Raw genomic sequence first — 21,252 nt, 5'->3', positions numbered from 1 at the left:
GAATTTCATACTGGATAAATATTCATCTGACAATCCTTGCAGTCGAACTCTAAACGGAACCGGCGCTTATCGGGCAACTCAAGGAAAAGAGGTTCACGCCATGTGGGTTTCTTTCCTCCTCGCTTGACACAATAACCAAGGGAGTAACGGATGCAATGACGACACTGCATAAGCAGAGGGGAAGTTCCCTCTGACTTCTCCGAAGAGGAGGAAAGCCCGTTTGCCGATGCCTTGTCAGAGAGAGGTTCTACATGTACACCCTTCCTGTCACTTCCTTTCCTGCCAGTAAACATTGAAGCCGAGGGTGTGGAAGAACTTTTTGGATACTGCAGCTCAAAGGCAGAATCAACCTTTGCCAATCCCTGCTGTTCATAGAATTTACGGGCAGCATCATTGGAGATATTATACAAATAGGGCAAATCTTGATATTGAGAAGGATTTACCATTGTAATCTGGGGCTTGCGGGCAGACACCTCCACCACTGACTTCCGATGAATAGCCATACGCTGCATTCCCTTCACCTGTTCGTCGAGATTCTCTATCACCATACGACGAAGTTCGGCAAGGATACTACTTGGAACGAAGTACATATCTGCTCCCTCAGCTATCTCAACCTCCGTACATTCATAAACGGTATTGCCCAACTTGGTTAACTGGCGAATGATATTATCATGTTGTGGTTTCTGTGCAAGTTCAAGAGAAAGAGAAAGGGAGGAGACTCCCCAAAGACCTCCCCCGACCCTCTCCGAACCATCAGTCACTGACCGAAGGGAAGTAATAGGAGGGGAGAGCCTAACGGGGTTCTCGTCGGATGTTCGTTCGCTACATGTTCGTACGTTAGATATTCGTTCGTTGGATGTTTGATTTGGAGCAGAACTTCCTATCACCTCTGCTTTTGCCCATATTCCCCCACGACTATCCGCCAGGCACTCCCCTTCTTCGGAGGGGTTGGGGAAGGTTTTAGAGGAAGTCCCGAACCGCATCTTAATCGCAATCTTACGTTCAGCGGTCTTTCCACTCAACTCTTTGTCAAACGCTTGGTCCTGATTTCGATACAACCCCATACCGGGCTTTAAGCCTCTCGGCATCTTGAAAGGATAGAGCCTATTACCCACGGCACGGTTCACACGGAATCCTTCCAAGCGTGTTGGCTGACCTTCTGCATCACGTGAAAGGAAACACAGACCGTCACCATTCGCAAAGTTCGCAGTGCTGGACACATTGAAACTGTCACGTCTTATCTCCTTTACCCGACCAACAAACTCGCCCAAAGCCTTTGGAGTATCAGGTGAGAAGATGTCAGCCTGTCTTCCCTTGAGGAAGTAATTGGTATAACCACGGTTGAAAGTCTTTTTCAAATCGGGTGTAAACGAATAGCGAACACGTCCCAAAGAGGCGCGACGGAACTCGTCCGGGTGCTTACGGATAATCTCGTCAATGCGCTTGCTATAAGCCGAAACGACATTCTTCACATAGTTTATATCCTTCAATCTTCCTTCAATCTTGAAGGCGCAAGCCCCTGAACGCATAAGCGTCTCAAGGTTATCTATCTGACTCATATCCTTCAGTGAGAGAAGATGACGCTGGTGTTCGATGGTCTTACCGTCAGAATCTTTCAAGTCAAACGCCAGTCGACAGAACTGTGCACACGCACCACGATTGGCTGAACGACCGAAACTATACTGTGACACATAACATACACCACTGTAACTCACGCACAATGCACCGTGCACGAAGGCTTCCAGTTCAAGCTCCGGCAGTCGGCTGTGGATACCGTTTATCTCCTCAGCTGACAATTCACGGGCAAGTACGACACGGTCAAAGCCCTGCTGGCTCAGCCATTCTGCCTTCTCCCATGTCCGTGTATCGCACTGTGTACTGGCATGAAGTGCTACCGTATCGGGCACTATTTCCCTCACCTTGCTCATCAATCCCATGTCCTGCAGGAGGAAGGCATCAACGCCAACCGCCACCAGTTCACGAACCAAAGCAAGTGTATCTTCAAACTCATCGTTATAGATAATCGTATTGATGGTAACGTGAACCGTGGCACCATAGCGGTGAGCATATTCGCATAGCTTGCCAATATCCTCCACACTATTGCCTGCAGACTGACGCGCACCAAAGCGGGAAGCACCGATGTACACGGCATCTGCACCGTGTTCAATGGCAGCTATTCCGCATTCCAAGTTCTTTGCTGGTGCAAGGAGTTCGATTGTGGTGGGTGATGGATGTTGGGGGAAAGGTGATGGGTGTTGGATATTGGGTGATGATGAATACATATTGTTGGGTGATGGGTGTTGGATATTGAGTGATGGGTGGTGAATATTGGGTGATGATGGTCACTATTGTTGGATGATGGGTGTTGGATGTTGGGGGATGATGGTCACTATTGTGGGTGATGGGTGTTGAATGTTGGGTGATGATGGTCACTATTGCTGGGTGATGGGTGTTGGATGTTGGGTGATGATGGTCACTATTGTTGGGTGATGGGCGTTGGATGTTGGGTGATGATGGTCACTATTGTTGGGTGATGAAGAAATCTAACAATGGGCATCAGCTATTTATAATAAAGGTTCTGCTGGATTTAGTGTGAATTAACTTATGTCTAGCCCACCGTAGAAAAATAGAATAGCAATCCTGTACCTCTCGGCAGTTCCATATCCTCTGCCGATGGTCTTTATCTCTTGAATGGAGCCGTTGGTTCTTTCGGCTTTGCCGTTATTTGCACCTGTGACCATGGCTCTGACAATGCCTTTAAGGTGTCTCTTGAATATGAAGACCACCCCGTTGATTTCCTCTATGTTGTACTGCAATGCATCATCCATCCGGCGCAGCAACATTCCGTAAGCTTCCATGTCACCATGGTACTTGAGATGTAGGAGGTCACGAAAGAGTTCTTTGACTTTCCAAGCCTGCGAAACCTCATATTCCGCATCTTCAAGCTTGTTGAAACGAGCCTGGTCGTTGGTGGTATATTTGGACTGGTCCTTTAACCACAAATATTTGGTGTGTCTCAGTTCCGGGAAGTGCCTGACCTCACGTTTGCGAACTTTGTCAACGGCGTCGTTCAGATAGGTGACACAGTGGTACATGTCGTGGCAGTGGCTGGCGTTAGGGAAGTACTTCTTCGCTCCGTCAATGAAGGCGTCCCACATGTCCGTGCATACGGTCTTCACACCTGCCCTTTGCTCTTCAGTGAGAGCCTTGGAGCACAGATTCTCAACACTTTTCCTGGTGCGCCCGCCCTCTACTTCGATGACATTTCCTGTATCTCCGTCATAGAGCATACTCACATACTCATGCCCCCGTCGGATTGACTTCTCATCCATACAGACATGCTCATGGATGTGCCTGTCGTCACGCCGATTCAATCCCCGTTCAACAGCCCGTTGCATCACTCCATGCACTTGGTCAAAGGACAGGCGAAGAAGACGTGCAGTCTTTGTCTGATTCTTGGTGGACAGTAGCGTTTCTACCGTTTTTTTTCCATCAACCAAGACAGCCGGGAGTTCGGCATTGCCCACGGAACGGGGACGCTCTTGATCCCATCTCCATCCCGGTATCGGGGGACTCGGGCTTCAAGAATCGTCTTGTACTGCCACATGTCCAAGTGCCTCCAACTCCGTTCGTGACGGAAGTCAAATATAGGGAATTCCTTCCCATTAACATGGATGGTGTCATGGCGATATTTGAGGGTGATGTGTATCTCATCAGCGGAGTCATCACATGTCACACGATCGATTTCCCTGTCATCATTGTTTTGGAGGAGCAGCTTGGCTAAGATGTCTTCTGGTCTCTTCATAATGACCACAAAGATACGAAATCCGCACTGTTTTATGCAAGAAACGGCATGTTAATTCACACTAAATCCAGCAGAACCATAATAAAAGATGATGCTAAGCAAAAGCCACAACTCATTAACTCCCATCATTCAATATCCACCACCCAGCTCAGCCAATTTGTGAACAGCAAGTTGGCATGTGCACGCCAAGTGACAAGCGGACCTTTAGATGGGTCGTCCTCACGATAATAATACTTCGGAACCTCCACATCATCACGCTTGCCAAGATCACGGTGGTATTCTGTGTCAAGTGTGTCGGGAGCATACTCCAGATGACCTGTGATAAAGAACTCACGCCTGCTGCGTGACCTCACGACAGACACTCCGCTTTCCTCTGACTCAGCGATGACTTCAAGGTCATCTACCCGTTCTATGTCCCCACGCCGTATCTCCGTATGACGGCTCTGAGGCATACGGAAGACATCGTCAAAGCCCCGGAAGAGTGGCAGTTCAGGTTTCAATGAAACTGTCGGGAAGATACCAAACATCTTTTTTTCCAATGGGAACTTCGGAACACCATAGAAATGATAGAGTCCTGCCTGTGCCGCCCAACAGATGTAAAGCGTTGAGCCCACGTTCTCACGAGCCCAATTGAATATTTCCTGTAGTTCTGTCCAGTAATCCACCTCCTCAAAAGGCATACCCTCAACAGGCGCACCAGTGACAATCATCCCATCGAACTTCTCCTTGCTGAGTTTTTCAAAATCATGATAGAAACGTTCCATGTGTTCCGCTGCAGTATGCTTTGACACATGGCTTTTTAGTTTCATGAAACTTATTTCCAACTGCAAAGGACTATTGGAAAGCAGGCGTACAAAGTCTGTTTCCGTAATTACTTTCAATGGCATGAGATTGAGCAAGACAATACGAAGTCGTCGGTTTACCGTCTCTTCCTCTTGCTGCCCATCTCCTACAAAGATGTTCTCACGTTTTAATATCTCAATAGCGGGAAGTCCGCTGGGTAATCTTAATGACATATCCTGTTCTCTTTCTATTGCTGAAGAAATATATCAAAACACCTGACGATGCGCTAACATCCGCCCCTACAGTCTGAAACATTCTCTTGCCTGTTCTCTATAATATGACACAAAGATAATAATTAATAATAAATTAGACAAATCCAATCCACACAAAACTCAGTGCAGGCATACTTTATTAAAGGCTTTCATACAACTGTCAAACTGCGACCATAAAGCAACATCAAACCAAGCTGGAAGTTTATACGACTGTGATCTGAACTTCCAAATGATAACATTAACAATACTATCCCCTATCGATTCATCAAAATAGGACTCTCAAAGAACTGTTTACATCCTATTTTAAGCATAGCTACACTCCCACAATCCCCCTGACGAGTGATATAGAATTGTCAATTTTCTTATGACTTTATACAAAACAAAAAGCAATTCCACATCGGATGAAGCTCAACAAAAAAGCAGGTCTGAGCCCATTGCCCAGACCTGCATATACTCAAAGAATGCCTTAACTAAATTCCTTCTACATCTTAGAAAAGTCCTAAAAGCTCATCATGCATTCTCTATACCTTTTCGCAGAAAACTGTAACCCTTATTCTTATTCAGGCCAGCTACAATGTGCATTCTCACGGTCGCCATATCCTGTATGAACCTCTCCCCTTGCAACGTACAGATTGTAAGCACAGAGATTTCTATCAGGGCGAGGCGTGCTTGACCAGAAGTAACCTCTTTGTCCTACGTGCATAAACTCACTGGGGCGATTACTTGGTCCGGTAAACAGACCTGAAAGATAGTAACCATAGGTTGGCAAGAGGATATAGTCATTCGAATTAACAGGCTTGCCTAACTTGATATTCCTATTACTATACACATACTTCGAATATATCTTAAAAGAAGCATTTGTAGTATAGTCTGTTCCATCAGGAGCATTTCTCTTAAGATCTGCCAAGCTCTTTCCGTTTTCCCTTGCAATGACATTGCGCTTCTTCAGCCACATGCTGCCATCATACAAGTGGGTCATAATACACCAGAGAGATGGATCCCAATGTGGGTCACCCTTCTCTGCATACCAGCGGAGCTCATTGGCATTAGGATTGTTCTTTGCCGAACGTGAAGCAGAAGTTGGGAAGTTAGCTTCATTGTACCATCGAGAATCAGACTTAGTCTGCGGATAATGACGGTAACTGCGCTCTCCTCTAAGGATTGGCTGATACTTTTCGAAGCCTGACCATGCGTACTTGTTCGCTGCAGCATCCCACATATAATAGATATTCTGATTGTAGTGAGGAACTGCAAGGTCAACAGAGACTCTTCTGTTCTTTCCTGGGGTAAATGTCATAGTACCATAGTTCTGCTTTACAGAGCCATATACCAAAGTCTTACTATCATAAAGGAAATATTCTATTGTGAAATTATGATAAGTACCTGGTGCAAAAACCATAATTGCAGCATTCTTCCGATGATTTGTTCTGGTAGGAATAGCAAAACCATTTGGATGACCGCCATTCAGTTCAAGCGTAACACTGCGGTTCGATGCATTTGCTGCAGGACGTGTCCTGAGGTCGATACCGTTATCATCGAAAGCATACTCTCCAGTAAGTGCCTCGTCAGCTGTGACCTTAATCTTGGTAACCTTTACATCTTCAGCAAAGACATGGCTGTAATAAGGAGTAAATGTCATATAAGCCGCCTTGTGAGAGAGAGTAAACTTATACTTTCCACCATCTCTGACAGCAGTAGCCGTACCACAATCACCATCCGCACCAAGGTGAGTGCCCCTATTAGGGTACTTCTGATTTTGTACAGACTTTATAGTAACCCTGTCACCTCTCGTATTGCCATTACCTGTATAACGGAGAGGATAACTGTCAGCTGTATATAAACCAGCAAAGTAGAACCTGGCATTAGCGACCTTGGCGTCATCAAAAGATGGCATTGAAGAATTGATATCATCCTTTGAACTTTGAACCAATGGTGAAGCGCCAGAACCTGTATTAAGCCAAAGTCTGTCACCATTACTCCAGTAAAAGTTTATACTGTGCCCATTATAAACACCTACCGTACGGGTTTGTCCCGAACTAGCACTGTCCACTAATTCAAACTCCATCATTCCGGAAGTTGTTCCGTTTGATTGTTCATTGCTATCCAGCGTCGTGTTGTCATTGGAACAACTTCCCAATGATAACAAAGCCATAGCAGACAAAATACATAAATGTTGTTTTCTCATTTCTTTGTTTTTAACTTTAATAATTTAAACATCCTATACTTCTTAAATTGTAGCCACATAATTTTCAATATGGTTCATATCTACTTTCTTGTTTTTACATCTCATCATCACCAGTAGAGTGATGTCTCCGTCAATAAGAGTGTCTAAAAATGGGTGTTCATCTTATAAAACAACTTCTCGTTCAAGAGTGGCATAAAGTTTCTATACTGTCTTAAATCTTCAAATTATATTTATCCCCAGACCAGATTACTTTGAAACATATCATTACGTCCTTATACATACCGTAGAAAGACTACGAAATCAGGCAGAGAATTCCTGATAAAAACCCCTGCCTGTTTTACGTATGCACCAACTGAATCACATGTATGCAATATTTTTTTGATAAAACTATGTCCGTAGAATCTGTGTGTAAACAAAATATTTGATTCCGCTTGACATACAACATTAATAGGTTCCAAAGAAGCATCCATTCCCTTGTAACCTGCACATGACAATGCCATATGAATATAAATTCCCTGTCTACACACAGCTTTTATAGTGATAAATCGATGCAAAGCTATATAAAGTTTGTGAATACAGCAAGAATAATGTATAAAAATTATATTTTATTCACTACAAAAGCTATTTATCTTTCACAAACAAGAGTAAAAGATTTGTGTGTCAATCACAGGATATAATGCACTCTAAGGGCTTGCATTCTCTTCATGAGTCAGAAGTCCTTTTCTGCAGTCTGACTATCAGTTTGCAAGGTTGCTGAAAGCCTGACATTCCATTGCGCCAGACCATTGCGTTCGATTCATTTTCATGAAAATGAATATTTCTTTTCATAAAAATAATTTGGGAATGATGATTTCTTTGAGAAATAATATTGGTTCATCCGTTAAACCCATATCATTATAGCCTGAACAGATTTTGTTTTATTGTCGAACAGATTGTCTGTTTTTGCAACGCAGGCGTAGCGGGCGACGTCAAGTTACAAAGACTGACAAGATGCCGACAAGAAAATAAAAGATGTTAGGCAACAAAAGTAGGAATTATGAACATTGTGGTCTAATGAGATATGGGTTAAATGCGTGGACACTTTTCGTATAGCTTTAACAGAAGAACCAAAGTTATTCATTAAATAAAAACATAGCCAAGACAGCCTTGGCTACCTACTTTATTATCATCCTCTGATACAGAAAACCTTTTCATGTTAATACTTTGAAAATGTAGAGAACAGTTTGAAAAATCATGACACAATTTCGGGTAAAACACCTACAAATAAAGGCAAAAAAACGTGTAAAAAGCAAGTTCGCAACCAACAGGAAATCAGTTAGTTATAAGATGGTGCTAAAAAAGGTGCTTAATTGGACTTCAAAAGGGCGTTAGTAAGGTCTCAAAAAGGCATCTATTGCAAGTCAATCGGGCGTCTTTTCAAAGCCAAAAGACCATGTGTTAGCTTTGAACTGTATGAAAATAGTTTACAAACGTTGGTTGGCATGGGGATAAGTTGTTTGTAGAAGACGGAAAGACATGGTATTTATTTGTCTTTTCTGCATTTTTATCTTGTGCTTTATCCCTTTTTATGAGACCAACTGATTTTGCATGGTCATACCATGCAGGTGTATAATCCTTCATTCTGTTCCAATCTACCCATTTAACGGAAGAACCATAATATTGCTGATAAATTCTCTACTTCATTGCTTTTCGAGTTATTTTTGCTATCTTTGTCCATCACAAAGAGCATGGATGATATGTGTAGGTATGATGTCTGTTATATTGGTATGTGACAATAACTTCCGCAGATATTTAATCCGAAGAAAAAACACTATAAAAGAAAACGTTATGTTTAAATTTATCAAGGAACTGATAGAGAGTTTCAAGGAAGGAATAGAAGAAGGCAAAGCCGAACTTAAAGCTGAAGAACAGGCAGAGTACGAAGCCGTTGAGGGATTAATTTCCAAGTTTAAGGAGCAGGGAAATCCAACGCTTGAAAACCTTTTCTTGGCATTAAGCTGTCCATTCCGTTCAGTCCTGACTTTGGGTGAGCCAATACGTCTGATGGAGTTTGGGCATTTGGAGGAGAAAGAAGTAGAAAGTTTGAAAAAACTCCTTAAAAGAGACTTTGGAATAAAAGATGCCGCTGATGTGTCTAACGTCTTGGAAGAGTTGGAAGATGCGCATGACGAAGAAGACAATCTTGCTCGTTCTATATTTTTATCGGGACTGAATCTTTATATCCTAACCTCCGCTGTAGAAGTCGGATATATAACTTTTGAAGAGATTGAAGATTTTTGTAATGAGGAAGTAAGTTTTATCAGTTCGCATGTTGATTCATGGCAGCAGTTTGGAGAGTTGTTCATGAAAGGTGAGTGTATCAATAATGCTATTGGAAGACTGTTTCTAAAAAAGAACATACAACTTTTGTTGAAAAAGAAAACAAGCCCATGGTGTATCTTCTCATGGGAAAGTATCTCAAATGTCCTTAAAACAAAGAGCTAACGTCACAAGGGAACTTTTCTATTCAAAATAAAAATATTATCTTTGCAGGAAAAATGGACATTGAGGTTTGAACGTAGAAGTTTAATAATGTCTGTAGAGGGAACCCTTTGCAGGGAATCATCAAATCCAAACTTTAATGCTCAGAAACAGAAGAAGAAAGAAATGATATCAATAGACGGACTGACGGTGGAATTTGGCGTGAAGCCATTGTTTAAGGATGTTTCATTCGTCATCAATGAACGGGACAGGATAGCCTTAGTGGGAAAGAACGGAGCAGGAAAGTCAACGATGCTGAAGATACTCTGTGGAATGCAGAAACCTACGAGTGGCTTTGTTTCTATACCGAACGATACGACTGTAGGCTATCTCCCGCAGGTGATGAAACTTTCTGACGATACGACCGTAAAGGAGGAGACACGCAAGGCTTTCTCTGATAAGACGAAGATGGAGGCTAAGCTCAAGAAGATGGAGCAGGAGATGGCTGAGCGTACTGATTATGAGAGTGAGGGGTATGCTGAACTCGTAGAGCGTTTCACCACTGAACACGAACGCTATATGATGATGGGAGGTGAGAATTATGAGGCAGAGATTGAGCGTACGCTGACAGGTCTTGGCTTTATGCGAGAGGATTTTGAACGCCCTACACGTGAGTTCTCTGGTGGATGGCGTATGCGTATTGAGTTGGCAAAGATTCTTCTCCGCCGACCTGATGTCCTTCTGCTTGATGAGCCAACAAACCATCTTGATATCGAGTCAATCCAATGGCTTGAGCAATTCCTCTCTCAGAGTGCCAAGGCCGTTGTGCTTGTGAGTCACGACCGTGCATTCGTCAACAATGTAACGAACCGTACGCTGGAGATTACCTGCGGACACGTGGAAGATTATCGTGTGAAGTATGACGAGTATCTCGTTCTTCGGAAAGAGCGTCGTGAACAACAGCTCCGTGCATATGAGAACCAGCAGAAGGAGATTGCAGAAACAAAGGCATTCATTGAGCGTTTTCGTTATCAAGCCACAAAGGCCGTACAGGTACAGCAACGTATTCGTCAGTTGGAGAAGATTGTGCCAATCGAGGTAGATGAGGTTGACAATTCGGCTATGCGTTTGAAATTCCCTCCATGTTTGCGAAGTGGTGATTACCCTGTTATTGCAGAGGGATTGGGTAAGACTTATCCAAGCAGATTGCATAGTGATAGACCTGGACAGACGGTGTTTGAGGGTGTAGACCTGATTATCAAACGAGGCGAGAAAGTGGCCTTTGTAGGTAAGAATGGTGAGGGTAAGTCTACCTTCGTGAAGTGTATCATGGGTGAGATTCCTTTTGATGGTATGCTGAAGGTTGGTCATAACGTGCAGATAGGTTATTTTGCACAGAACCAAGCTCAGCTGTTAGATGAGAACCTCACAATTTACGAAACTATTGATAGAGTTGCTACGGGCGATATGCGCTTGAGGATAAACGACTTACTCGGAGCATTTATGTTCGGTGGCGAGACGTCGGAGAAGTATGTCAAGGTGCTTTCAGGTGGTGAGCGTTCGCGTTTGGCGATGATCAAACTCCTACTTGAACCAGTAAACCTCCTTATCCTCGATGAGCCAACCAACCACCTCGACATTGCTTCAAAAGAAGTGTTGAAGGAGGCTATTAAAGCCTTTGACGGAACGGCAATCATCGTGAGTCACGACCGTGAGTTTCTCGATGGATTGGTGAGCAAGGTATATGAGTTCGGTGGTGGTAAGGTGAGAGAGCATTTAGGTGGAATCTATGATTGGTTGAAAAGCCCCCTCCACGCAAGCCTCACCCCCCTTACCCCCTCTCCTGCAGAGAGGGGGAGTGCTGGAAACAATCCGCTGAGAGGTGGGAATAATAGTAAGTCATCATCTTCTGATAGCAAAAGTGCAGCTCCCTCTCTGCAGGAGAGGGCGGGAGGTGAGGCCTCTCTATCTTACGCTGAACGCAAGGAGCAACAGAAGAAGATTCGTAAGGCACAACGTGCCGTGGAAGAATCTGAAGCTAAAATTGCGAAACTCGAGGCACGCAAGAGTGAACTCGATGAACTCCTTATGGCATCTGAAAATGCCTCGAATATGGAACTCGTAACAGAATATACCAACCTCCAGCGTGAACTCGATGAGGAAAACGATAGATGGATGGTGCTTTCGGAAGAGGTGGAAAGTTTAAACCTTGAGCTTTGATGCTTGAACTTTTCTCACGTCGGTAATCATAATTATAAATTGTGAATTCTGAATTCTGAATTAAACTAAAACATATTTACTATGCGTATTAAAACACTTTTACCAATGATGCTCCTTGCATCTGCCCCGATTACTGGTATGGCACAGAGCCAGGCTGGTATCAAGGCTGAGAATCTCGACAAGTCGGTACGTCCGGCTGATGATTTCTTTATGTTTGCTACAGGTGGATGGCAGAAACTTAATCCACTTCCTGGAGCCTTCTCACGCTTTGGTTCGTTCGACCAATTGCAGGAGAACAATAACAAGCGTGTCAACACCATTCTTACAGACTTGCTCAAGAAGCAGGGTAAGCAAAGTGCGGTTGAGAAGAAATTAGGCGACTTCTATAAGCTCGCTATGGACTCGGTTCGTCGTAACAAGGAGGGGGTAAGCCCTGTTAAGCCATTGCTCAACGAGATGGAAGGTGCAAAGAGCTTGTCAGACCTTCGTGCCCTTCAGTTGAAGTATGCGAGCTTTGGTTATGGTGTGCCAATGGGTTATTCCTTTGAGGCTGACGAGAAGAATGCAAAGATGAATATTCTTCTTATCTATCAGGACGGATTGAGCCTCGGACAGAAGGAATACTATCTTGACAATGATAAGGCTACGACTGACATCCGTAATGCCTTCCGCCAGTTCATCGCTAATATGTTCCGTCTTTATGGATTCACTGATGCACAGGCTGCAGCTAAGCGTGATGCCGTTATGCGTTATGAAACGATGCTGGCTTTGATTTCAAAGAGCCGTACTGAACTGCGTGATGTTGAGGCGAACTATAATAAGATGACACTCAGCGAGTTCAAGGAGAAGTATCCTAATATTCCGCTTGAGCAGTTAGCAAATGCTGATGGCATTAAGAGCGAGTATATCCAGACGATGGTCGTATGCCAGCCTGCTTTCCTTGCAGGAGTTGACAAGCTGACATCTACAGAGACTGCTGAGGAACTCCGTGCACGTATGGAGTGGAGTGCTATCCTTGCTTCGGCTAACTATCTGAGCGATGATGTTCGTGCAGAATACTTCAACTTCTTCAGTAAGACGATGCGTGGTACAAAGGAGGATTATCCTCGTTGGAAGCGTGCTACACAGCAGGTGGAGAAGCAGATGGGTGAGGCTTTGGGCCGCATCTATTGCGAGCGTTACTTCCCAGCCACAAGCAAGAAACGTATGGAAGACCTCATCAAGAATCTTGAGGTGAGTCTTGCTGAGCGTATCAAGGCACAGGACTGGATGAGTGAGGCTACTAAGAAGGCTGCACTTGAGAAACTCTCAACCTTCTATGTGAAGGTGGGGTATCCTAACAAGTGGAAGGATTTGAGCCAGCTTACGATTGATCCATCAAAGTCATATTATGAGAACGTGCAGGCTTGCCAGATGTTTTGGGCAAAGGATGCTATTGAGGAGAAGGCTGGTAAGCCAGTTGACAAGGATAAGTGGTTGATGACTCCACAGACCGTGAATGCTTATTATAATCCTACGACGAATGAAATCTGCTTCCCTGCAGGTATCCTTCAATATCCATTCTTCGACCCTAAGGCTGATGATGCCTTTAATTATGGTGCTATTGGTGTGGTTATCGGACACGAGATGACACACGGATTCGATGATCAGGGACGTCATTATGACAAGGATGGTAATATGACAGACTGGTGGACAGAGGAGGATGCTAAGAACTTTGAGGCTCGTACAGGTAAGTATGCTGACTTCTTCAGTGCTATCAAGGTATTGCCTGACCTCAATGCAAACGGTAAGCTCACATTAGGTGAAAACCTTGCTGACCACGGTGGACTTGAGGTGGCTTTCAATGCTTTCGAGAAGACAGCAGAGGCGAAGAAGGGCAAGAGCATTATGGGCTTTACACCAGAACAGCGTTTCTTCATCGCTTATGCAGGTGTATGGGCAAACAATATCACCGAGGCTGAAATCCGCAACCGTGTTAAGAGCGATCCCCACTCTCTTGGCGAATGGCGTGTGAATGGCGCTCTGCCACACATCAACGCATGGTATAAGGCATTCGGTGTAAAGGAGGGCGACAAACTCTTCATCCCTGAGAATGAGCGTCTTAAACTCTGGTAATGATATTATTATAAATCTATAGAGACTCCATCAAGAATGTTGGGTGATGGGTGATGAATGGCAGGTGATAAAGGTTTGTGAATGATGGATAAATGTTAGGTGTTAATGAACTTAGTTTAGTAAAAACACAACTACATAACAATTCATCAACATTCAACACCCAACATTCAACACCCAACACCCACCAACATTACGAACATGAAACAGAACCTTAAAAATGTTGTGCTTGCCGCAGGACTTGCCTGCACAGCACTTACAAGTCAGGCACAGAACGCAAGACCTAAGACCACACAGACGGTCACTAATTCGCTTATGAAACAGAGTACATTACCTTTTAACGCTCCTGACTTCAGCTGCATCAAGGGTGAGGACTACCTCCCTGCCGTCAAGGCGGCTATCGCTGAGCAGAGAGCGGAGATAAAGAAGATTACGGACAATAAGCAGAAGCCTACCTTCGTAAATACGATCTTGGCCTACGAACGTAGCGGCAAGACACTGGAGCGTGTATCAAATATCTTCTATGCACTGGTATCTGCCGACAAGACTCCTGAGATTGAAAAGGCTCAGGGAAGTATCGTTCCGCTGATGACTGAGTTTGAGAACGAGATAAAGTTCAATCAGAAGTTCTTCCAGCGCATCAAGTATGTCTACGACCACGAATACAAGACACTCAAGGGTGAGGACAAGAAACTGCTGGAGGTTGTCTACAAGGACTTTACCCATGCTGGCGCACTGCTCCCGAAGGAGAAGATGGCTCGCATGCAGGAAATCAACAAGGAACTGGCGAAACTTCAGCAGGATTTTGGCAATATGCTTCCAAAGGCTGCTAATGAGGCAACCGTATGGGTCAATGATGTAAAGGAATTGGCAGGTCTTAGCGAAACCGATATCGCCCAGTGCAAGAAGGATGCTGAAAGCCGTGGTGACAAGGCGCCTTACTGCATCGTGATTACGAATACCACCCAGCAGCCTATCCTCGCAAGTCTTGAGAACCGTGCTCTGCGTGAGAAGGTTTACAACGCTTCTATCCACCGTACGGACGGCACGGGGGCTTACAACACCTTCCCCATCATTGTGAAAATTGCCCGCCTGCGTGCGGAGAAGGCGCAGCTGATGGGATACAAGAACTATGCTTCTTACTCGCTCGAGAGGGCTATGGCAAAGAATACGGACAACGTCTATGCCTTCCTGCGCCAGATGATAGAGGCATATAAGCCAAAGTCTGAAGCGCAGACAAAGTCTATTGAAGAGTATGCACAAAAGACAGAGGGTGCAGACTTCCGCCTCCAGCCTTACGATCGTTTCTATTATTCGGCAAAGATGAAGAAGGATCAGTATAGCTTCTCGGATGATGATGTAAAGCCTTACTTCAATCTTGACTCTGTGCTCGTGAACGGTATCTTCTATGCTGCTCACCGTGCCTACGGACTTAGCTTCCGCGAGCGCAAGGATATTCCTACCTATCATAAGGATATGAAGGTGTTTGACGTACTCGATGCTGACGGCAAGCAGCTGGCTCTCTTCTATTGCGATTACTTCCGCCGTCCTACAAAGCGTGGTGGTGCGTGGATGAGTGCCTTCCTCAAGCAGAGTGGTGACCGTCAGCAGAAGCCGCTGATTTTCAACGTCTGTAACTATGCTAAGGCTCCAGAAGGTCAGCCAACTCTCCTTACTTGGGATGAGACACAGACGATGTTCCACGAGTTCGGACATGCTCTGCATGGTATGCTTTCTAACTGTAAGTACAACACGTTGAGTGGTACTGCTGTATCACGTGACTTCGTGGAGATGCCATCACAGTTTAATGAGTCGTTCGCAAGCATACCAGAGGTGTTCAACAACTATGCGCGCCATTACAAGACCAATGAGCCTATGCCAGATGCCCTCCGTGAGAAGATGCTCGGTTCGCTCAACTTCCTTTCAGCTTATTCATTAGGAGAGAACCTTGCTGCTACAAGCGTAGACTTGGCTTGGCATTGCCTCTCACCATCTGAGGTTCCAACAGCGGAAGAAGCACCAGCATTCGAGAAGAAAGTATTGGCGGATATGGGTCTGCTGAACAATCAGATTCCTCCACGCTACTCTACATCTTACTTCAACCACATTTGGGGTGGAGGATATGCTGCTGGTTATTACAGCTATCTGTGGAGTGAGGTGCTTGCCGTGAACATTGCCGACTACTTCGAGGCACATGGTGCACTGACACGCAAGGTGGGTGATGACTTCCGCCAGAAGATTCTCTCACGTGGTAACACTCGTGACCTCATGACCATCTTCTCTGACTTCACTGGTCTCAAAGCGCCTGACACTAAAGGATTGCTGAAGGCGAGGGGAATGTAAGAAAGCCAACCCAGCCTCACCCTCAGCCCCTCTCCAAGTGGAGAGGGGAGTAGATAGCGTGACACCCTTATATGGTAGACAACATTATAGGAAAATGATAAGTCAAATAAAATCCTAATATACCAGATAAGTGATGGGAAATGATAAATCAAAAGATATTCAAACTGTTGGGGTATCTCGCTGTTCCCTCCCCTCCCTACGGGGGAGGGGCTGGGAGAGAAGCTGGTTGGGGGTGAGGTTTCTTTTGATCTTCCTCCTTCTCATTAATTTCGGCATAAAGGGCTATTGGAAGATGAAGTCCTATTCATTCGATAGTCAGCTCAAAGAGGTTTGGGAGACCTGTCACGAAAAGGGATTTAGCGAAGACTATTGTATCCTCGTAGACTTCTCACGCCCATCGGGTGAGGACCGAATAGCTATCATCGACCTGAATACGTCATCCGTGCTCGACACTGGTCCTTGCGCACACGGTAGAGGAAAGGGTAACAGTGCGTGGAAACCAAGTTTCTCAAACAAAGAGGGAAGCAGATGCTCGAGCCTCGGACATTTCAAGATTGCAGAGAAAAGCTATTCCGCTACTGTCGGGCTGCGTTTTGCCCTTGATGGTCTTGATGACTCAAACTGCAATGCACGCCGAAGAAATATCCTCATACATAGTTCCCGATACGTGGGCATTATGCACCATCTCACCTCCTATCTCCCACTCTCCGATGCTTCGTGGGGATGCTTTACCACAAGCCCTGCTATGCTCAAGAAAATCGAATCCATCTGCGACAAGAGCAAGAAGCCCATCCTTCTTTATGCTTATAAATCATCTTGATGAATAAAAGATTATGAAGAGACTGAAAAGAATCCTGACCTGTATAATCCTGACTGTACTCGCCAGTCTCACCACACGTGCCCAGACCTTATGCGTCATTGACGGCACTCCCCTACCCGACTCCCTCCTGCACGTCACCATTGACGAGATGCGCTCGGATTCGGCCAAACAGATTGTATCACATAGGCTGGGATTTATTCCGCCCCAAGCCATCGAATCCATACAGACATTCTCGGCAGAAGAACAGATAAAACAAGCTGAAAACATCACATTCTGTAAACCACCCAAAGATATTATCATTATAAGAACCAACTCCTTTGCTGAACTACAATGGGTAATAAACGGAAAACTGAAGAAATCCCGGAAAAAGTTGACCATCATCGATTATAAGCTATCACCCCAATGTATAATGGAAGCATTGCCAAGGCGAATTAAGCCCACGGACATAGTCTCTGCCAACATCCTTACTTACACAAACGATCCACGAAAAGAAAAACATCCAACAATCGTGATTAAGACAAAACATAAACCTATATCTGCAAATGAATAGATAAACACCATACAGCAAAGAAAACGAGCATAAGAACAATAGCGCACACTCAGCAAATAAGGCTCTCCTCCCTTCGGGGAAGCCGGAGGGGGCTGTAGGGGCTTTGGGTGAGGCAACCCTACGTGACATCCTCACCGAGCTTGAGAAGCCTGGACGTGACCCACGTGGAGAGGTTGAAGTCTTCGAGTTCGACAAGAATGTCCACACCCTCAACGACCTCATCGTAGGAATGGAACTCACTGGCATCGTGACGAACATCACCAACTTCGGTGCTTTCGTCGACATCGGTGTCCATCAAGACGGTCTTGTCCACATCTCCCAGCTCTCCGACCGCTTCGTCACCGACCCCACGCAGGTCGTCCGCCTCCATCAGCACGTCCGTGTCCGTGTCGTCGAAGTCGATATGCGCCGTAACCGGATTGGGTTGAGTATGAAGCCTCACCCCCAGCCCCTCTCCGAATGGAGAGGGGAGTAGAATGCGAGAAACCCCTATGTCTAAGCCTAAGTTGTAGGGATAACACGGTGTTCACTCCCCTCTCCACTCGGAGAGGGGTTGGGGGTGAGGCTGGCTGGTGGTGAAGCTATAAAAAAAGCTGCCACCCTTTCGGGCGACAGCTCCATTCCGTTATAACGAGTGCCCACGTCCGTGAGCGTCATTAATTTACTTTACCTTGTCAACAATAGCCTTGAAAGCCTCCTGATTGTTAACAGCGAGGTCAGCGAGCACCTTACGGTTGATCTCGATACCTGCCTTGTGCAATGCACCCATCAACTGGCTGTAGCTCATATCATAGAGACGAGCAGCAGCGTTGATACGCTGAATCCACAATGCGCGGAAGTTACGCTTCTTGTTACGGCGGTCACGATAAGCATAAGTCAAACCCTTCTCATAGGTGTTCTTTGCTACCGTCCAGACATTTTTACGGGCACCATAGTAACCCTTGGTCTGCTTCAGAATTCTTGTTCTCTTTGCTTTTGAAGCAACATGATTGACTGATCTTGGCATAGTTTTTCTTTCCTTTTAATGTTGTTTGACTAATGAATTAACGCAGATTGAGCAGATCGCGTACCTGCTTCAAGTTAGTACCATCCACGAGCGTCTGGTGAACAAGATTTCTCTTCTGTTTCTTTGTCTTCTTAGTCAGAATGTGACTGTGGTAAGCATGATGACGTTTGATCTTACCAGTACCGGTGAACGTGAATCTCTTCTTCGCGCCGGAATTTGTCTTCTGTTTTGGCATTTTTGTAAAATTTAAAATTGTTATTTATATTCATCTGTGGCAACGTATATACCAGGACGTTACGCACAGGCTGCCCATTTCCGCCATTCCCTTTGCAGGAAGCAGCCCGACGGGCGTTAGTCAATATTCAGTTTCTTCAATGCGTCAGCACCGTTCTTGGCGTTGGCAAACAGCCCGCCATCCGTTGTTGGCTCCTCGCTGACAGTCTCGGCAGCAGCCTTCATGCCAGCCTCTGCCTCTTCACGGTCACGCTTCTGCTGGCTCTTCTTGACGACGCCAGCCTTCTTAGGTGCAAGATAGAGAAACATCTTCTTGCCCTCCAGCTTCGGAAGCTGCTCAACCTTTGCAAGCTCCTCAAGGTCGTTGGCGAAACGAAGCAGCAGCACCTCGCCTTGCTCCTTGAACAGAATCGAACGACCACGGAAGAATACGTATGCGCGCACCTTGTTTCCTGCATTGAGGAACTCCTGCGCATGCTTGAGCTTGAACTTATAGTCATGCTCATCCGTCTGCGGACCGAAACGGATCTCCTTTACCTCCTGCTTCACCTGCTTCTGCTTCATCTCCTTCTGATGCTTCTTCTGCTGGTAGAGGAACTTAGAATAGTCGATGATACGACAAACGGGCGGCTGTGCATTAGGAGAAATCTCCACAAGGTCAACTCCTTCTTTCTGAGCCAGTTCCAACGCCTTGCGCGTCGGCATAACCTCAGCTCCATCATCACTTACCACACGTACTTCCCGAACGCGAATCTGCTCGTTCACGCGGTACTTCATTTTCATTCTGTCATTCTTCATTCAACTATTTTAAAGGGTCTAAATTTGCTAAACGCGTGCAAAGTTACTATTTTCCAACTGATTAACCAAAGGTTTTCCCTATATTTTTCGCTTACCCTATAAAAAAGAAGAAGAGGAAGAGAAAACAGCCCCCTTCCCCGTACGGGGGGGTAAACACCGAGATGCCCCTTTTTCAGCGAACTGTACACTACACTCCCCCTCTCTGCAGGAGAGGGGGTTGGGGGGGTGAGGCTGGCTGGGCTGTTTGCTGGGTTGTGATCAGCGTCTGTTTACAAAATCATCTCATACCCCGTGGGCTTACAGGACAAACACATACATCACCGACATATACAACTGGATGCCGATAACGTATGTGGGAACCAGCCTTGCACCGACTTCAAGACCGCCTACAAGGACTTTATGCATCTTGGAAACGCTGTCTATCGTACCACTTGCCACGCCATACGACAGCGACATGATGATGATGATGAATGACAGCGAGGGGATAAAACTGGATGAAAACGAGCTGGGGAAGAGCTGTCCTGTGACACTAAGGAGAATGGCATGGGGAACAACCGTAAGAAGAAGCATCATAACTACATAGACGATGAACTCAACAAGTGCCAGCCGTAAGCCTATTCTCTCACGATAATGGAACTCATACCGACAAGCCGACGAACCCGTCAGACGGTGGCACAGCGCAGCCATCTGCGCACGGAACGCAGCATAAAGTCGGCTGCGGACACATGCACCGCCTGCCATCACCGCCATGATGAAATAGATAAGCAGCGGCGAAAGCTGGTTGCTGACGAAAGAACCGAAGTACCACCGGATGCCTTCACTGCTTAACAGGGAGTGCATGGGCAGCTCGGGGAAAGCTGCCGTCAGAAGCCATGAAAGCAGGATGACTGCCAGCTGGGCTATGAAAAGCATCAGGACAATATAGCCTAACTTATTCTTCATCGGCATGAAGGTTGTCAATATCGATGATACGCAGCTCCAATGCACGCACCACGAGGCGTGTTGCGTTGACGCTCATACCGTTGTTGCCATCGGGAAAGAGTTTCTGCACGAGTTCATTCTGGCGTTTCTCCAAACTCTTCACACCGAAAGGCATACCACGCAGGTTTGTTATCTGCTCCTTCGTATAGCCGAGAGCAAGGTGGCGGAGGAAACGTTCGTCATACTCGTCAATCTCATAGCTCACCATCGCTTCCTGATGCATCAGCTGTCCGCTTACGCTCAGCTTGAACCTACCCACGATCTTTTCGAGGATAGGCTGGTTGAACACCATGCGCTTACCCGACATGACACTTGCCACGTCGCCCCGTGTCAGCAGTTCACCACTCTTCAGACAGATTCCATCAGCACCTGCATCAAGCACGTCAACCCACAGTTTCTCGTTCAGGATCTCACCTGTGAAGATAAGCACCTTCACGTTGGGATAGGTCTGCTTGGTCTGACGGCAGATTTCAACACCGACTGTCGTCGAACCACCCAAGCCAAGGTCGAGCAGCACAAGGTCGGGCAGCTGCTGTTTAATCTGTTTCCAGTAAGCAATCTCACTTTCAGCCGTTCCGATAATCTCAGCCTCAGGAATTTCGTTTCTGAAGATACCCTCCGTCCCCTTCAGTTCCAAGGGAACATCCTCAACTATGATGACTCTAAATTTCTCCATACGTATA

The 21,252-nt window shown here is 45.7% G+C and carries 17 protein-coding genes and 1 pseudogene; 7 read left to right on the top strand and 11 right to left on the bottom strand.

Annotation, left to right across the window (positions count from 1 at the left end; genetic code table 11):
- Positions 1-5 precede the first annotated feature (5 nt).
- From ADJ77_RS07565 to ADJ77_RS07545, 5 genes are all read right to left on the bottom strand, one after another.
- On the bottom strand, positions 6-2,282 hold the full coding sequence (locus tag ADJ77_RS07565; RefSeq protein ID WP_025077363.1) for a peptidase U32 family protein: 2,277 nt from the start codon (positions 2,280-2,282) through the stop codon (positions 6-8).
- Between the two features lie 315 nt (positions 2,283-2,597).
- A complete protein-coding gene (locus ADJ77_RS07560; protein WP_167336706.1) occupies positions 2,598-3,527 on the bottom strand; it encodes an ISL3 family transposase in 930 nt (309 codons plus the stop codon).
- Positions 3,476-3,805 carry a transposase family protein gene (locus ADJ77_RS07555; protein WP_154663376.1) on the bottom strand — a complete coding sequence of 110 codons (330 nt, stop codon included), beginning with the start codon at positions 3,803-3,805 and terminating at the stop codon, positions 3,476-3,478. Before ADJ77_RS07555 ends, ADJ77_RS07560 begins: the two co-directional genes overlap by 52 nt.
- A 125-nt stretch (positions 3,806-3,930) precedes the next feature.
- On the bottom strand, positions 3,931-4,821 hold the full coding sequence (locus tag ADJ77_RS07550) for a homoserine O-succinyltransferase (RefSeq protein WP_050696242.1): 891 nt from the start codon (positions 4,819-4,821) through the stop codon (positions 3,931-3,933).
- A 595-nt stretch (positions 4,822-5,416) separates the two neighbouring features.
- Positions 5,417-7,045 carry a hypothetical protein gene (locus ADJ77_RS07545; RefSeq protein ID WP_050696241.1) on the bottom strand — a complete coding sequence of 543 codons (1,629 nt, stop codon included), beginning with the start codon at positions 7,043-7,045 and terminating at the stop codon, positions 5,417-5,419.
- Positions 7,046-8,791: 1,746 nt separating this feature from the next.
- On the opposite strand from ADJ77_RS07545, the gene ADJ77_RS07540 reads away from it, so the two are divergent.
- From ADJ77_RS07540 to ADJ77_RS13300, 7 genes and pseudogenes are all read left to right on the top strand, one after another.
- On the top strand, positions 8,792-9,529 hold the full coding sequence (locus tag ADJ77_RS07540; RefSeq protein ID WP_244148570.1) for a DUF1266 domain-containing protein: 738 nt from the start codon (positions 8,792-8,794) through the stop codon (positions 9,527-9,529).
- Positions 9,530-9,691: 162 nt separating this feature from the next.
- Positions 9,692-11,725, top strand: a complete 2,034-nt coding sequence (locus ADJ77_RS07535; RefSeq protein WP_025078061.1) for an ABC-F family ATP-binding cassette domain-containing protein — start codon at positions 9,692-9,694, stop codon at positions 11,723-11,725.
- An 81-nt stretch (positions 11,726-11,806) separates the two neighbouring features.
- Positions 11,807-13,840, top strand: coding sequence for a M13 family metallopeptidase (locus ADJ77_RS07530; RefSeq protein ID WP_025078062.1), 2,034 nt, complete (start codon positions 11,807-11,809; stop codon positions 13,838-13,840).
- Between the two features lie 198 nt (positions 13,841-14,038).
- Positions 14,039-16,180 carry a M3 family metallopeptidase gene (locus ADJ77_RS07525; RefSeq protein WP_050696240.1) on the top strand — a complete coding sequence of 714 codons (2,142 nt, stop codon included), beginning with the start codon at positions 14,039-14,041 and terminating at the stop codon, positions 16,178-16,180.
- A 292-nt stretch (positions 16,181-16,472) separates the two neighbouring features.
- Positions 16,473-17,000, top strand: a complete 528-nt coding sequence (locus ADJ77_RS07520) for a murein L,D-transpeptidase catalytic domain-containing protein (RefSeq protein ID WP_244148569.1) — start codon at positions 16,473-16,475, stop codon at positions 16,998-17,000.
- Positions 17,001-17,013: 13 nt separating this feature from the next.
- A complete protein-coding gene (locus tag ADJ77_RS07515) occupies positions 17,014-17,550 on the top strand; it encodes a hypothetical protein (protein ID WP_025078064.1) in 537 nt (178 codons plus the stop codon).
- 103 nt (positions 17,551-17,653) lie between these two features.
- Positions 17,654-18,025, top strand: a pseudogene (locus ADJ77_RS13300) (S1 RNA-binding domain-containing protein); the annotation flags it as partial.
- A 26-nt stretch (positions 18,026-18,051) separates the two neighbouring features.
- Here ADJ77_RS13300 and ADJ77_RS14020 read toward each other — a convergent pair.
- The 6 genes from ADJ77_RS14020 to ADJ77_RS07485 all read right to left on the bottom strand — a co-directional run bounded on the left by ADJ77_RS14020 (position 18,052) and on the right by ADJ77_RS07485 (position 21,245).
- Positions 18,052-18,207 (bottom strand): hypothetical protein, encoded by a 156-nt coding sequence (locus ADJ77_RS14020; protein WP_159103745.1) that lies wholly within the window; start codon positions 18,205-18,207, stop codon positions 18,052-18,054.
- 4 nt (positions 18,208-18,211) lie between these two features.
- On the bottom strand, positions 18,212-18,556 hold the full coding sequence (gene rplT, locus ADJ77_RS07505) for a 50S ribosomal protein L20 (RefSeq protein WP_004383393.1): 345 nt from the start codon (positions 18,554-18,556) through the stop codon (positions 18,212-18,214).
- 37 nt (positions 18,557-18,593) lie between these two features.
- Positions 18,594-18,791, bottom strand: a complete 198-nt coding sequence (gene rpmI, locus ADJ77_RS07500) for a 50S ribosomal protein L35 (RefSeq protein ID WP_004360280.1) — start codon at positions 18,789-18,791, stop codon at positions 18,594-18,596.
- Positions 18,792-18,907: 116 nt separating this feature from the next.
- Positions 18,908-19,588 (bottom strand): translation initiation factor IF-3, encoded by a 681-nt coding sequence (gene infC, locus ADJ77_RS07495; RefSeq protein ID WP_050696239.1) that lies wholly within the window; start codon positions 19,586-19,588, stop codon positions 18,908-18,910.
- A 297-nt stretch (positions 19,589-19,885) separates the two neighbouring features.
- Positions 19,886-20,530 carry a hypothetical protein gene (locus ADJ77_RS07490; RefSeq protein ID WP_025078066.1) on the bottom strand — a complete coding sequence of 215 codons (645 nt, stop codon included), beginning with the start codon at positions 20,528-20,530 and terminating at the stop codon, positions 19,886-19,888.
- Positions 20,520-21,245 (bottom strand): DUF5932 domain-containing protein, encoded by a 726-nt coding sequence (locus tag ADJ77_RS07485; protein ID WP_050696238.1) that lies wholly within the window; start codon positions 21,243-21,245, stop codon positions 20,520-20,522. The genes ADJ77_RS07490 and ADJ77_RS07485 overlap by 11 nt, the downstream gene beginning before the upstream one ends.
- Between the last annotated feature and the right edge of the window lie 7 nt (positions 21,246-21,252).

Source organism: Prevotella fusca JCM 17724, assembly GCF_001262015.1.
Taxonomy (GTDB): Bacteria; Bacteroidota; Bacteroidia; order Bacteroidales; family Bacteroidaceae; genus Prevotella; species Prevotella fusca.
Note: the sequence above shows the minus strand (reverse complement) of the source record. Positions and strands in the feature narration are given on the sequence as shown.